This window comes from Methylomonas sp. 2BW1-5-20, assembly GCF_052474515.1.
The window spans coordinates 2,405,815-2,419,428 of the sequence record NZ_CP184127.1 but is presented as its reverse complement, the minus strand read 5'-3'; the positions used below and the strand labels follow the sequence as shown (position 1 = coordinate 2,419,428).

The 13,614-nt window shown below is 51.8% G+C and carries 13 protein-coding genes; 9 read left to right on the top strand and 4 right to left on the bottom strand.

Annotation, left to right across the window (positions count from 1 at the left end):
* Nucleotides 1-92: 92 nt before the first annotated feature.
* The 6 genes from ACH50O_RS10945 to ACH50O_RS10920 all read left to right on the top strand — a co-directional run bounded on the left by ACH50O_RS10945 (nt 93) and on the right by ACH50O_RS10920 (nt 7,286).
* Nucleotides 93-302: a cold-shock protein gene (locus ACH50O_RS10945; RefSeq protein ID WP_064010690.1), complete on the top strand. Its 210-nt coding sequence runs from the start codon at nt 93-95 to the stop codon at nt 300-302.
* A gap of 256 nt (nt 303-558) precedes the next feature.
* Nucleotides 559-2,265 (top strand): ABC transporter transmembrane domain-containing protein, encoded by a 1,707-nt coding sequence (locus tag ACH50O_RS10940; RefSeq protein WP_446812043.1) that lies wholly within the window; start codon nt 559-561, stop codon nt 2,263-2,265.
* A gap of 186 nt (nt 2,266-2,451) precedes the next feature.
* Nucleotides 2,452-3,765, top strand: coding sequence for a YihY/virulence factor BrkB family protein (locus ACH50O_RS10935; RefSeq protein WP_446812042.1), 1,314 nt, complete (start codon nt 2,452-2,454; stop codon nt 3,763-3,765).
* Nucleotides 3,766-4,210: 445 nt separating this feature from the next.
* Nucleotides 4,211-5,257 carry a family 2A encapsulin nanocompartment shell protein gene (locus tag ACH50O_RS10930; protein WP_446812041.1) on the top strand — a complete coding sequence of 349 codons (1,047 nt, stop codon included), beginning with the start codon at nt 4,211-4,213 and terminating at the stop codon, nt 5,255-5,257.
* Nucleotides 5,244-6,893, top strand: coding sequence for a family 2A encapsulin nanocompartment cargo protein cysteine desulfurase (locus ACH50O_RS10925; protein ID WP_446812040.1), 1,650 nt, complete (start codon nt 5,244-5,246; stop codon nt 6,891-6,893). The genes ACH50O_RS10930 and ACH50O_RS10925 overlap by 14 nt, the downstream gene beginning before the upstream one ends.
* A 213-nt stretch (nt 6,894-7,106) precedes the next feature.
* Nucleotides 7,107-7,286 (top strand): hypothetical protein, encoded by a 180-nt coding sequence (locus tag ACH50O_RS10920; protein ID WP_446812039.1) that lies wholly within the window; start codon nt 7,107-7,109, stop codon nt 7,284-7,286.
* A gap of 31 nt (nt 7,287-7,317) precedes the next feature.
* Here the strand turns inward: ACH50O_RS10920 and ACH50O_RS10915 are convergent, their stop codons facing one another.
* A complete protein-coding gene (locus ACH50O_RS10915) occupies nt 7,318-7,608 on the bottom strand; it encodes a hypothetical protein (protein ID WP_446812038.1) in 291 nt (96 codons plus the stop codon).
* 293 nt (nt 7,609-7,901) lie between these two features.
* Between ACH50O_RS10915 and ACH50O_RS10910 the strand changes: the two genes are divergently transcribed.
* Nucleotides 7,902-8,291 (top strand): hypothetical protein, encoded by a 390-nt coding sequence (locus ACH50O_RS10910; RefSeq protein WP_446812037.1) that lies wholly within the window; start codon nt 7,902-7,904, stop codon nt 8,289-8,291.
* A gap of 209 nt (nt 8,292-8,500) precedes the next feature.
* Nucleotides 8,501-9,418 carry a hypothetical protein gene (locus ACH50O_RS10905; protein ID WP_446812036.1) on the top strand — a complete coding sequence of 306 codons (918 nt, stop codon included), beginning with the start codon at nt 8,501-8,503 and terminating at the stop codon, nt 9,416-9,418.
* A gap of 57 nt (nt 9,419-9,475) precedes the next feature.
* On the opposite strand, the gene ACH50O_RS10900 is transcribed toward ACH50O_RS10905, so the two are convergent.
* From ACH50O_RS10900 to ACH50O_RS10890, 3 genes are read right to left on the bottom strand one after another with little or no spacing between them, the layout of a single operon-like run.
* The gene (locus ACH50O_RS10900; protein WP_446812035.1) at nt 9,476-10,285 is read right to left on the bottom strand and encodes a transglutaminase-like domain-containing protein; all 810 of its coding nucleotides are present in this window, start codon (nt 10,283-10,285) and stop codon (nt 9,476-9,478) included.
* On the bottom strand, nt 10,282-11,025 hold the full coding sequence (locus tag ACH50O_RS10895; RefSeq protein ID WP_446812034.1) for an N-formylglutamate amidohydrolase: 744 nt from the start codon (nt 11,023-11,025) through the stop codon (nt 10,282-10,284). The genes ACH50O_RS10900 and ACH50O_RS10895 overlap by 4 nt, the downstream gene beginning before the upstream one ends.
* A 27-nt stretch (nt 11,026-11,052) precedes the next feature.
* Nucleotides 11,053-11,778 (bottom strand): peptidase, encoded by a 726-nt coding sequence (locus ACH50O_RS10890; RefSeq protein ID WP_446812033.1) that lies wholly within the window; start codon nt 11,776-11,778, stop codon nt 11,053-11,055.
* A 774-nt stretch (nt 11,779-12,552) separates the two neighbouring features.
* On the opposite strand from ACH50O_RS10890, the gene ACH50O_RS10885 reads away from it, so the two are divergent.
* Nucleotides 12,553-13,347 (top strand): hypothetical protein, encoded by a 795-nt coding sequence (locus tag ACH50O_RS10885; protein ID WP_446812032.1) that lies wholly within the window; start codon nt 12,553-12,555, stop codon nt 13,345-13,347.
* Nucleotides 13,348-13,614: the final 267 nt, after the last annotated feature.

Here is a 13,614-nt window from a genome sequence, read left to right as displayed (position 1 = left end):
TTACCTTAATTGATGCATAATCACTGTTCGGTTGTTGTAGCAAACAACCGGGAACACACCAGTAATGGTTTTTTTAAAGTTAAGAGTAATTTATGGCAGCATTAGTACAAGGCAAAGTTAAGTGGTTCAACGATGACAAAGGCTTCGGCTTCATTGAACAAGATGGTGGCAAAGATGTGTTTGTACACTTTAGCGTTATTCAAGGTAGCGGGCGCAAAACCCTGAGAGAAGGCCAGAGTGTAACGATGGAAGTGACCGCCGGAGCCAAAGGCCCTCAAGCGGAAAACGTGACTCCTCTATAGTGGTCATTTGGTTGCTATCATAGCGAAGCATCGAAGCCGGGTAACACCGGCTTTTTTTTTGCAAACACAAAAATCCAGATTCCGGTAATGCCCCTAGTCTATTTTTATCCCTCTGTAAGCATCGAGTTTTAGCATATCGATCCCCCTGAAAATTATGCCTCAAATATCTGGCTCCATATCAAAACACACCGATTCTAACCGCAAGATCTCTACACTAAAGGCATTATGGCCGTTTATGCGCCCGTATCGGGGCAGAATGCTTCTGGCTTTTTGTTTGTTGTGCTTGGGTTCTGCGACGATTCTGTTAGTGCCGTTGGCGTTCCGCGACCTGATCGATTTTGGTTTCGGGCAGCGGCAAACTGAGCAGGGCGGTTTGTTGGGTTCGCTGAGTATGGATGGGCATTTTCTGGCTCTATTTGGTTTGGCCTGCCTATGGGCGTTGACGATAGCCGCGCGTTATTACACTGTTAGTTGGGTCGGCGAACGCGTGACCGCGGATTTGCGCAGCGCGGTATATGAGCGGGTGCTGGCCCAGTCCCCGCAGTTTTTCGAAACCTTGCAAACAGGGGAGGTGCTGTCACGACTGACCGGCGACACCACCTTGATCCAGACCGTGGTGGGCAGTTCGATTTCCATGGGTTTGCGTAGCGTATTCCAGTTCATCGGCGGTATGATCATGTTGGCGGTTACCAGCTTACAGTTGTTCTCGCTGATTCTTGGGTTGATGATTTTGCTGGCTTTACCTATTCTGGCAATGGGCCGAAAAGTGAAGAAGCTGTCGCGCGAGTCGCAGGATAAAATTGCAGACGCTTCGGCGCTGGCCGGCGAGATTCTTAACGCGGTGCCTACCGTTCAAGCTTATACCCAGGAGTGGCGCGAAGCGGATCGCTTTAGCGAGCGTGCCGAAATCGGTTTTCTCACGGCAGTCCGTCGTAGCCGATTCCGCTCTGCGTTGACAGTCATCGTCATCACGGCCGTGATGGGTTCCATTATTTTCGTGTTGTGGATAGGCGCCAACCAGGTCAACGCGGGCGTCATGACCGGCGGGCAACTGGCTTCGTTCGTACTCTATGCCACGCTGGTTTCCGGCGGTGTCAGCACTATAGCGGAAGTCTGGGGCGACGTGATGCGGGCAACCGGCGCTACCGGGCGCTTGCTGGAGCTGCTGCATGCCCAACCGGCGATAGTCGAGAATGCCACACCCCAGCCTTTGGCGGATAGGGACAAGGCAGAGATTCGATTTCAGCAAGTCGGCTTCAGTTACCCGTCGCGCTTGCAAACCGCCGCGCTGGACGGTATCGATCTGACTATAGCGGCGGGAGAGAGCGTTGCGTTTATCGGGCCGTCCGGGGCCGGCAAGACCACGTTGTTCCAACTGCTGCTGCGTTTTTACGATGTTAGCCAAGGCACTATTCTTCTAAATGGTCAGGATATTCGCGACCTTTCCTTGCAAGAACTGCGCAGCAAAATTGCTATTGTGCCGCAAGATGCGGTGATTTTCTCGGCCTCCGCACTGGAGAATATTCGCTACGGCAAGCCCGGCGCCAGTGACGAGGAGGTAATGGCGGCCGGGAAATTGGCGCAGGTGGAAGAGTTTATTAAGCGCTTGCCGGACGGTTACCAAACCTTTCTGGGCGAGCGCGGCACACGGCTTTCCGGCGGTCAGCGCCAACGTATTGCCATCGCGCGCGCTATTTTGAAAAACGCGCCGCTGTTGTTGTTGGACGAGGCCACTAGTGCGTTGGATGCGGAGTCCGAAGTTTTGGTGCAGCAGGGATTAAATGCCGCGATGCAAGGGCGGACTACTCTGATAATTGCCCATCGCTTGGCCACCGTGCATAAAGTCAGCCGCATCGTGGTGCTGGAACACGGGCGTATTGTGGAATCCGGTTTGCCGGAAGATTTGCGCAAACAGGGCGGGCTGTATGCGAGGCTGGCGAATCTCCAATTTGACGTGCAATAAGCCGGCATAATTACTTTGTCAGAGCCGGTAGCTTCGGAAACGTGATCGCCCTGCTTATTCAGGTAGCGTATTTTTTCCAGCAGATAAGCTACTTTTTCCGATGCGAATATGTGTGTGGCATTTTCAATTTATACTGTTGCTGCATTAATTTTTTGTTCTCGCAATTCTTAACGGCCAAATCAATTCATGCGACATAAACTAATTAATTTTATTCGAGAAGATATCTGGTTGTTACATGAACAAAAGCTGCTGGGTGTCCAAGAAAAACTTATCAAGTCTTTAAAAGTTATTATTTTATCTTTGCAGGGTTTTGGACGAGATCTTTGTCTATTGCGAGCCTCGGCCTTAACGCTATACAGTATATTATCGATAGTGCCGGTTATTGCGATGCTGTTCGGTATTGCCAAGGGGTTCGGCTATGAAAAAATTTTGGAACAGCAACTGCTTGAGCAGGCACCGAATCAAGATTCGCTGGTGTTGCAGTTAATCGGATTTGCGCAAAATCTATTGGATAGTACAAAAGGCGAAGTAGTTGCGGGTATTGGCTTGGTGGTGTTGTTTTGGACGGTTATCACCCTGATCGGCAATATTGAAGAGTCTTTTAATTATATATGGAAAATAGCCAAAGGCAGGCCGTTAGGCCGGAAATTCAGCGATTACTTGTCGCTGATGCTACTGGCGCCGGTGCTGTTGATTGCTGCCAGCAGTATAACTGTGTTTGTTGGCACCCAGGTAACGTGGCTGATAGGTGTGATGCGCTTGCCGGAGTTTGGCACTTGGCTGGTGATTAACGCACTGAGTTTATTGCCTTTGCTGCTGATGATAGGGTTGTTTGCCTTTATCTTTATTTTTATGCCTAATCATAAAATAAATTATCGGGCGGGTTTGATTGCCGGTGCGGTTACAGGACTTATTTATCATCTATTGCAATGGATTTATTTAAGTTTGCAGATTGGTGTTTCGAGTTATAACGCCATTTACGGCAGTTTCGCGGCTCTGCCGCTATTCGTGGTTTGGCTGCAAAGTTGTTGGATCGTGGTCTTATTTGGCTGCGAGATGGCTTTTTTTATCCAAAATTATCAAACCTACCGCAACAATAACCGCTTTTCCAATTTAAGTTTTGCTTTAAAAAAATTCATCGCTTTACAAGTTATGCATTTGATAGTGAAAAACTTTAGTCAATTGAATGTGCCTTTATGCGCGGCCGAAATTGCCGGAAGATTGGTAGCGCCAATAGAGATTGTCCAAGCCATATTGTCTAAGTTAATCTCCGCACATCTTATTGCAGAGCTCAAAGGCCCGGATGAAAGTGAAGAGATTTATCTGCCTGCCGTGGATATTAATATACTCAGTATCTACTTTGTGATTAATGCGCTTGAGCAGTGCGGACAAAATTATTTGCCTGACAGCCAGCAGGTGCCGCGAATAAGCGATGCGCTGGAGAGCTTTGCCGGAGTAATTCAATCATCGGCATATAATTGTTTGTTAAAAGATATTTAATTCCTCGCATCGGTTGGAGAAAGTCTCCTTAAGGCATTCCGGGCGGATTTTCACCGACTGACAGTCTCCAGGCGAAATTTTTGGTGTCAGTGTGGCGATTTTCGGGTCCAATTTTCGCCTTGTGGCAAAAAAAATTAACTGCCTCCGTAGTCTGGAGCAAGATAAGCCAAATTGTTTTTCGGCTGTAAAAAAGTCATTAAAAACAATTGGATAGTTAGGTGCTTTGTTTTGTTACCAGATATTTTTAATCTTGGTAAACGATTCTATTAGATAAGCATTTCTAATATTGTCATAAGCGCTATTTTTCTGGCTTTGCGCGCCTTGACAGTCGTTAATCCGACAGCGTATCTTTACCGCAGTCATCTGCTGACCGGACCACCGGAAGCCAATGAATTCTTTTGAGTTCATTGGCTTTTTTTTGGTCTGAAGAAATTCAGAACGCGGTATGGCCTGGTCATTTGCCGGCTACAAGTTCGATCGGTCCGATGATTTATTACTCAAAATTGATGGCTTTCGTTGGGCACTTAAACAACGCATTGATCCATTGACCTTAACCATTATCCAGGGATATACCATGTCAGATATTCATCAAGCTCATACCGCGTTAGGCGACGTTGCCGCGCGTACATTATCGAACGCAACGAAAACAGTACCTATGATGGGTACCATTACCCCACGTTGGTTGGTACATCTGCTGCAGTGGGTGCCGGTCGAAGCGGGTATTTATCGAGTCAATAAAGTTAAAAGCGAAACCAGTATCGCTGTCGACTGCTCAAGCCTGGACGAAAAAGTACTGCCGCAAACCTTCGTCGATTACGAAGAGTGGGGCCGTGAGTACCGTTTGAATGCCGTCAACACCGTGTTGGATGTTCATACTCGAGTCGCCGATCTTTACAGCAGTCCGTACAACCAAATCCACGAACAGTTGCGCCTGACTATCGAAACCGTGAAAGAACGTCAGGAAAGCGAACTGATCAACAATACCGAATACGGTTTGCTGAACAACGTCGCGCCTTCGCAAAAAGTGCAAACCCGTAAAGGCTCGCCAACACCCGATGATTTGGACGAGTTGATTGCCCGCGTATGGAAGGAGCCCGGTTTCTTCCTGGCTCATCCTCGCGCGATTGCCGCATTCGGCCGCGAAGCGACCCGTCGCGGTACTCCGCCACCAACCGTATCGCTGTTCGGCTCGCAGTTCCTGACTTGGCGCGGTCTGCCACTGATCCCAACCGACAAACTCAAAATTGTAAACGGAAAAACCAATATTCTGCTGCTGCGCACCGGCGAAAGCCGTCAAGGTGTGGTCGGTTTGTATCAGCCTAACTTGACCGACGAACTGAGTATGGGATTGTCTGTCCGTTTCATGGGTATCAACCACAAGGCGATTGCCTCTTATTTGGTGTCCTTGTACTGCTCGTTAGCGGTATTGACCGAAGATGCCATTGGCGTATTGGAGAATGTCGAAGTAGGCAACTATTATGACTACTCATAACAGCGAATTGTCTGCGTTGGCGCAACAGGCGTTGAGCGGCGGGACTGTTCCTGACGGCTTGCCGGATGTCGCCGAGCTGACCCGGTTGGCGAATCAATTTTTTCGGGAGGTGCCGAACGCTAACGATGCGATCGACACCGTGCCGGTTTCCGCCGCAACATCCGAGTCGTTTAACACAGTGCCCGCCGGTTTTAATTCTCGGCCCGGTATAGACGATAACGCATTGTCGGCTTTGGCTTTGCGCAGCTTCGGTCTGCCCGGTTCTAATGACCTGCAAAAAGCGTTGGCAACGCCATTCGGCGGCAAGCAACCTTCTGCGGTCGAAGGATCGTCGTATTATTTTATAAACAACGTGCCCGACTTGGCTAAGGCGGCGCAGATTCCCGGTTTGGGATCGGCCCATCCGGCGTTCGACGTTCATGCGGTGCGCCGGGATTTCCCGATTTTGCAAGAACGGGTTAACGGCTATCAACTGGCCTGGTTGGATAACGCTGCAACCACGCAAAAACCGCAGGAGGTAATCGACAGAATTTCCGAGTTTTATAAACACGAAAATTCCAATATCCACCGTGCGGCGCACGAATTGGCAGCACGAGCCACGGATGCCTACGAAGGCGCACGCGACATCGTTGCTCGTTTTATCAATGCGTCATCGTCAGGTGAGGTAGTGTTCGTACGCGGTGCCACCGAAGCCATCAATCTGGTGGCAAAAAGCTGGGGCAAGCAAAACATCGGCGAAGGCGATGAAATTATCGTTAGTTGGTTGGAGCATCATGCCAATATTGTGCCCTGGCAACAGTTGTGTGCGGAAACCGGGGCCGTATTGAGAGTAATTCCGGTGGACGATAACGGCCAGGTAATTTTGGCCGAATATCAAAAACTGTTGAATGCCCGCACCAAGCTGGTGTCGTTCACTCAAGTCTCCAATGCACTGGGTACCATTACCCCCGCACAGGAAATTATTGAGTTGGCGCATCGGGCCGGCGCTAAGGTACTTTTGGACGGCGCGCAATCGGTATCGCATATACGGGTTGATGTGCAGTCCTTGGATTGCGATTGGTTTGTGTTTTCCGGACATAAAATATTTGGACCGACAGGCATTGGCGCGCTTTACGGCAAGGCTGACATTCTGGATGCCACCCAACCCTGGCAGGGCGGCGGTAATATGATCGAAGATGTCACGTTCGAGAAAACCGTATACCAGCCGGCACCCGCGAAATTCGAAGCCGGCACCGGCAATATTGCCGACGCGGTGGGATTGGGCGCGGCTTTGGAGTATGTCAGTAAATTGGGTATCGAGAACGTTGCCCGTTACGAGCACGAGCTGTTGGTGTATGGCATGCACGCCTTGCAGTCCATACCGGGGGTGCGCTTGATAGGTACCGCGCCGGAAAAAACCAGCGTGCTGTCGTTTGTATTGGCTGGGCACAGCACCCAGGATGTGGGTAATGCGTTAAATCAAGCCGGCATCGCGGTGCGTTCGGGCCATCATTGCGCGCAACCCATCCTGCGCCGGTTTGGTCTGGAGAGCACGGTGCGGCCATCGTTGGCGTTCTACAATACTTACGAAGAGCTAGACAGACTGGCGGGTGTTGTAAAGCGCTTGCAATGCAGCAAACGGAGTTTTGCGATTTAACGCTACCGCAATTCGCTGCTTTTAGCCGCCGAATCCACTTGGATAGGCGGCTTTTTTATATGTATTTGATGGCCGAAAATTACAGTTCAGGCCCCCACTTACCTCCGAATTTCAATACATCTGGTTGTATGTCGTGATGCAACAAAGCCGTTTTCCGTCGGCAACGCGTTTATTGGTATTCTGCCACCTTATTTCACTCAATAAGGGCAAACTATGAACGATTCGGATGAAGCCAAAAAAGTCATCGTGGTGGATTTACAGATGCCGTTTTTTTCCATTGTGGTGTTGATGGTGAAATGGGCGTTGGCATCCATCCCCGCCATAATTATTCTGGCCGTGATCTTTAGTTTGGTCAGCGGTTTGATGGGCGGATTGCTGTTTCCGCGAATTTGAATCTTCGCCACAGCTGCCGCCGCGTTTAGTTTCAATCGGATTGCGCGGAATTGTCGGGCGTCGACCGTTTTGCGGTTTGCCGTTTCTTTCTGATGGCATAGAAGTAGGTCATGCCGGAAATGGTGCCGCATACGGTGGCCAATTTATCCAGGATAGGGGCCACGGTTACGATCAAGGGTTCATCGATTAACCCCAACCACACGCCAAAAGCGGAAAGTCCGGTCGGGGTGGCAATCGTCGCCGCGGCAGCTGAAAGCCCGGCAATGATACCCGTCGCCATCGCGACATGTTCTACCCGGGCGGCAACGACTTCGTGATTCATTTGAGTTTTTGGCGCTTATAAATTTATAGATGGCGTTTTTCGAATCTTCGTATCCGGATTGCCCAGTGGCGACCTGAGATACGGTTTTCTGTATTTTAGCCAGTTTCGAACTGAGTGTCAGCGCTTGAGATAAGCTTATCGAACTGAGGTTTCCCGGCAGAATTGTGTTTGCTTAAGTCGCAAAAATGGGAGTTGACTTTTTTTGTGGCGAAGAGTAATACGGTGGCGTGCGGGTTCAATCAAAAATGTGTGGTCAACCTTTGTATTAGCATTAAGGGAGTTTGAGATACGCCATGTCTTCTCTCAACGTATCCAGCGTCAATCAATCCGGCTTTCAACAGCTAAGCGCGCTCACGGCCAAGAGAAATGCCGATCAGGCTCAGCAAATGGCGCAAGCCCTGAGAAAACAGGCGGATGCGGTTCAAGCGCAGGCAGATCAATACGAAGCTAAGGCCCAGTCTTTGAATTCGCAAGCCAATAAAGCACAAGTGAATGCCGATGCCGAGCACTTGCGGCTGAATCTTTCCGACGCATTTCAAGAAGCGGGTTCCCAAGTAAGCAATATGATCCAAAATGCGGTCGTTAAGCCGGCGGCTTATGCTCCGCAAGCTACGGCTGCGGCCATCGCTTCGGCGGCCAAGGACACGCGCACCGTTGGAACCAATATCGATACCGTTGCCTGACCGGCAAACAAACGGCCTGACCAAAATCACGGGGTCCCATTAGACAACTCGGGGCTTTAGGTGCGATTAAGTTCCGCTGCTGGCCTTAGTGCCGTCAAAACGAACGAATTTATATCTCGAGACCATTTATTTCTGCTACTGTGCGGACAGCCTATAAATCCTTGTGGGTCGATATTAGCATCCCCGCTAATAACAGCTGGAAGGTTAAAATGGTCAATAAACGCGTATTGCTGAGTGTCATTTGCTTGGCGGCTCTGTCAACAGCCGCCCAGGCTTCGTCTATTTCAGCCGAGTCGCTGGTGTGTTACGGCTACTTTGGCTCCGCCTCAAATCCCCAACCGGCTTGCGCGCCCGGCAATGCCGGCGGCGGGGGCGGGGTTGTGATTGGCGGCAGTGGCGTAGGGTCGGGTATCAACATTCCTTTTCAGACCGATAGTGCCAATTCCGAGTTCTCGGCCTCCGCGGCGGCCTTGCAAGATTACGGCATCTTTCGCGGCTACGCCCATGTGCATGTCACCGATCAGAATCCAGGCATTTTCGGCGGCGGTGCCGGTGCGCAGGCTAGTGGTGAGTTTGTTGAAATGTTGACAATCAATGGCGGCACGGGTCAGGGCAGGCTCAATCTAGGCTTCACCCTCACCGGCAGCGGATCGGCCAACGTATTCTCGTCAGGCGGAACCGGCACTACCAGCGGCCAAGCCGATTTGGCGATCTCGGTGCGCTTGAACGATGTATTTGGCGGCGCGATTGTGGCGAATCGGGGCGGCACTTACGATCTGCCGCCGGATGGCCCCAATGCCCTGCTGTTTACGTTCGGCGTGCCATTCAAACTGAGTGTGTTGAGTGTGGTAAGTGCGGGCGGCGGTTACGATAGATACAACCCGCCGATTTTCTTTCAGGCGGATGCGAATGCGTCGTTCGAGCATACCGCTATCTTATCCAGTATCGCGGCCACCGATATATTCGGCAATAAAATTCCGAATATATCCTTGATTGCGGAGTCCGGGACTCACTATCCGCTGACCGCTCCCGATCCGACCGTGGTTCCGATTCCAGGCGGCTTCGCACTATTTGGTTTCGGCGCCGCCACTATCGGCTTGCTTGGACGCCGCAGAAAACGCGCCTGATTTTTCTTACCAAGCACCCTGATCAGGCGATGTCGAGGGGCCACCTGTGGCGGTCTCCTAATCAGCCACTTCTTCGGTACGAACCATAAAGCTCTGTAGGGTATTCGGACCGAAGCTACAGCTAATCGGTACATCGGCCGCATCGCGGCCGCGAGCGATTAGCACCCGGCCGATGCGCGGGATATTGTTACGGGCGTCGAAGGTATACCACTGGCCGTCAAGGTAAGCCTCGAACCAGCCGGCGAAATCCATCGGGCCATAGGGCGGCGGCATGCCCATGTCGCCCAGATAGCCGGTGCAATAGCGTGCCGGAATGTTCATGCAGCGACAAAAGGTGATGGCGAGATGGGCAAAATCGCGGCAGACACCGGTCCGTTCTTGATAGGCCTCCCAAGCCGTCTTGGTGCGTCTGGCGTGTTGATAGCCAAACTCAATATGCCGATTAACGTAGTCGCAAATCCATTGCACCCGCGCCCAGCCGGTCGGTGCACTATCAAACAGCTGCCAGGCTATTTCGGTCAATCTATCGGTCTCGCAATAGCGGCTGCCAAGCAGGAATACCAGAGTGTCGTCGGGCAGATATTCCACCGGAGTTTGCTTGGCTTGCGAAATGAGTCGATCCGGCAAGCCGCTATCCCTGACCAACCCATCGGCAAATAGCCGGAGCCTGCCCTTGGGAGCGACGATGCGGCTGCACCAATTGCCGAAGTTGTCGCGATAGGCAGTGATGGGGATAGCCGGTTCCGTCATTAGATAGTCGGGAATAATAACGTCGGAGACGCGGGTGTAGTGCACGCCCAAAGTCAGCAGCATGGGGGTGGGTTGCGGACAGTCGTAAATGATTTCATAGCCGATACGGATCTTCATGGTAGTACTCCAGGGTGGGCTGAATAGTTTGCTAAGGCTTGGTGTAGCGATGCGACGATCTGCCGGCGCAAGGCCGGCCAATGCGGGCCTGCCGTTAAAATGTGCTTTTGGTTAATTTCCAGTTCGATACCCAGATAGATATCGGCAGGTAGCCGGCGGCGAAACCAACGGGTTTGACCATCGGCTTTGCCGGCATACGGATAGTTTCGGCGGATTATCAGTTCTGGGGCACAGGTAGTTAACGCTGATTTCCAGTGCTCACAGAACGCCACTTCGCCAGGTCGAGACGGATCGTAAAGCAAGCCGATGTCGGCGTTTCGCCGCTTGCCGTCCAGTTCGGGCGTAAAACTGTGAGAGGCAAGGTGAATCACCTGGCGATGATCGGCCAGCGATTGCCGGACAAGGCGATCAACCCGTGTCCGATAAGGCTGGTAATAACGCTGCACGATTTGTTGACGCAACTCTGCCGGTGCATTTTGAATACTGCTGAAGTGCAGAGTCGGATGGCCTAGGGATCGATTCAGGTCTACCAGCAGACGGCTGATGCTGGAGGCCACTAGCGGTGCCGAAAATGCCTTTGCCAAGGCTTCAGCCATAATCAGCGCGCCGGGATCGAAGCCGCGATGGGTATTCAGCAAAGCCTGATAGCCGTCAAAATAAGCTTGATACGGTTTGGGAATCCGGTTGCCGCCGTGTTCGCAGGTAACAACTAGGCCATACTCCCCGAGTTGATCGTTCACCGCCGGCTCGGGCCCCATGTGCGCGACTCACCAATCCAGATCGGACAATTGATCGAATACTTGCCGGGTGCCTTCAGTCCATTGTTTACCCAGTTCAACGAAGTAGGCATCGCCTTCGCCAAAACGCCGCCGCATCTTTACAGTAAGGCTGTCGCGTTGATAACAGAGCAGATCGATAGGCATGCCCACCGACAAATTGCTGCACATCGTCGAGTCGAACGAGACCAGCACGCATTTCGCGGCATTGTTCAACGAGGTCGAGCGGGTAATCACTCGATCGATAATCGGTTTGCCGTATTTGGTTTCGCCGGTCTGAAAATACGGTGTCTCGATACTGGCCTCGATGAAGGTGCCCTCGGCATAAATCCGAAACAGACGCAACGATTCGCCGGCGATTTGGCCGCCCAAAATAAAAGAAGCGTTAAAACTGATTTTGCTGGCCGCCAAATGCGGACTATCGCGCTGATCGACCTCGCGCATCGCGTCGGACACCAGCAGCGCGGCATCGAACATCGATTCCGCGTTCCACAGATTCGGCGAGCCGGGTTTGGCATTTCTTTGTTTCAAAATGCTGATGACGGCCTGCGTGCCGGCCAAGTTGCCGGAACTCAATAGCACGATTACCCGATCACCGGCCTTTTCAAATACGGTCATTTTGCAGAAGCTGGCGATGTTATCGACCCCGGCATTGGTGCGCGAGTCCGATGCGAACACCAGGCCGGTGTCGAGCATGACGCCTATACAGTAAGTCATGAGTGTGTCTTCTTGTTTCGATTCGATGAGAAAGCGCGTCGCGGGCGGGCACGCCGCTTTAGGTATGGATGTTAGCCCGTTGATGCGGCTTTATCTGTACGCTGTCGCACCTAGTGCGGCACCAGCAATCCGGGCCTTGATCTTTCGGCCGGCACTTACGCAATTTGAGCGCTTTAACAGGGAGAGGGAAGGGCGTAAATAAGCGCACCAGCCATTTCCCGAATGACGCCAAGCTGAACGAACGATCCGGCTATTAGTCAGGCTAGGATTTCCGAACAGTGCGGGCGCGTTTCCATAGGCCGCGAACGGACGCTAACAGACCCGGAAGGCGTATAAAAACTGTTCGAAGGTGCGTTCACACCCCAGGACCGCGCATCCGCAGTTCCGGAAGGCGTATTCGAGGTAGCCGAAGGTATGCGCCAACTCTCGGAGGGTGCCTTCGCCTGGTTTTTATATGCCTACGCGGTGACAGGATATGCGTTCGCCGGCATTTTATAGACCAACAAAGCGGTGGGAAGTCCGTATATCGCCGAATATTGTGCCTTCGGCGCCGCTTTGCATGCCTAAAGCCGAGTTAGCGGTACGACTTAAATCGAATATTAGGCATATTCGGACGGTTTCGTCCCGCTCCATAGCAGAACCTTTCCAAGCGGATTCATGGCAAATACGAACGCGGATATTGGGCGGGCGCCAAAAATTTGCCTCGTCACTCTCCTTCTCATCGTTGAGCAGCTAGAATTAGTTTCCTACTAATCAGCTTTGGTAATCGGGACCATGTTTAACGATCAAATCGCGCTATACCTCAATCTTGCCACCACCAAAACCCGCGGGGCCGGAGGCAGCCTGAGCTGGTTGACCGGGAATGAAGAACCCAGGATAGAAGTCGGTCATTCCACTTCGCAGGAAACGCAATGTATGGTGATAGGCAGCAGTATCTGGATCGCCAATAACGAAGATGTGGATACGGACTTTCAACTGCTATTTCTGAATCGTATCGGGGTGGATAGCTATCCGAAGCTGAAAGCGCATGTGGAGGCAAACAGCATTCGCTTGTTGCCGTCGCATGCAGGCCGGATCAATGTCGTGGGCGGGTCCCGGCCGGGTGAAAAATTGATGGCACGCTTGACCGGCACGGAAAATCGCACACCGGCTCTCGCCGACGGATTTGCGATGCCGGTCCAGCAGGCAGCCTGTCAGTCCTACAGTTTATCCAGCGTCAATGCGCCACCCGCCAGCGGGATTGTCTTCGTCAAAGGCTCGTATCAGGGAGCCGGCGGTGAAAATGAACATGCCGAGCAGAAATTGCTGGCGGCTTTTGGCCACTATCTGCGCGGCTACGGTACTTCGCTGTATTCCAAAACCCTCGATGTTTCGGGTTGCAAGAGTGCCTGTTCCACATGCCGTGGCGTATTGGAAGCGGTAAGGGAAAGGCTGCGCCAGGCTCCATCGAGAAACCGGGTTTTTTTCGACGAGCCGGACATGGTGAATCATCGCGGCGAGGTTGGTATGGGCGCCGCGCATCCTCATGGGATAAAAGCCTTGGATGTGGATCATTATTTTCCGAATTAACGGCCCGTGGGGTTTTGGCTTCATGAGCTTGAGGCGGCTGTCACTAAGTGTGGACGGGGATTTTAGCAAGGCGCACCCGCAGACCCGCACATTAAGCCGTTGAGCAATTTTTATATTCTCTTTACGGATAACTGGCTGATTTTTACGATCTTTTAATTTGTGTTTCGGTAGATTATGCGACATGCGATCAAGGACGGTCGCTTAATGGTGCAGGGATGCATTTATATTTCACTCACTGCTATCGACATTTAGAGTTCTTATCGTCAG

Bases quoted from the DNA above. Each gene is read 5' to 3' on its own strand.
- ACH50O_RS10945 (WP_064010690.1), top strand. From the start codon at position 93: ATGGCAGCATTAGTACAAGGCAAAGTTAAGTGGTTCAACGATGACAAA.
- ACH50O_RS10940 (WP_446812043.1), top strand. From the start codon at position 559: ATGCTTCTGGCTTTTTGTTTGTTGTGCTTGGGTTCTGCGACGATTCTG.
- ACH50O_RS10935 (WP_446812042.1), top strand. From the start codon at position 2,452: ATGCGACATAAACTAATTAATTTTATTCGAGAAGATATCTGGTTGTTA.
- ACH50O_RS10930 (WP_446812041.1), top strand. From the start codon at position 4,211: ATGGCCTGGTCATTTGCCGGCTACAAGTTCGATCGGTCCGATGATTTA.
- ACH50O_RS10925 (WP_446812040.1), top strand. From the start codon at position 5,244: ATGACTACTCATAACAGCGAATTGTCTGCGTTGGCGCAACAGGCGTTG.
- ACH50O_RS10920 (WP_446812039.1), top strand. From the start codon at position 7,107: ATGAACGATTCGGATGAAGCCAAAAAAGTCATCGTGGTGGATTTACAG.
- ACH50O_RS10915 (WP_446812038.1), bottom strand. From the start codon at position 7,608: ATGAATCACGAAGTCGTTGCCGCCCGGGTAGAACATGTCGCGATGGCG.
- ACH50O_RS10910 (WP_446812037.1), top strand. From the start codon at position 7,902: ATGTCTTCTCTCAACGTATCCAGCGTCAATCAATCCGGCTTTCAACAG.
- ACH50O_RS10905 (WP_446812036.1), top strand. From the start codon at position 8,501: ATGGTCAATAAACGCGTATTGCTGAGTGTCATTTGCTTGGCGGCTCTG.
- ACH50O_RS10900 (WP_446812035.1), bottom strand. From the start codon at position 10,285: ATGAAGATCCGTATCGGCTATGAAATCATTTACGACTGTCCGCAACCC.
- ACH50O_RS10890 (WP_446812033.1), bottom strand. From the start codon at position 11,778: ATGACTTACTGTATAGGCGTCATGCTCGACACCGGCCTGGTGTTCGCA.
- ACH50O_RS10885 (WP_446812032.1), top strand. From the start codon at position 12,553: ATGTTTAACGATCAAATCGCGCTATACCTCAATCTTGCCACCACCAAA.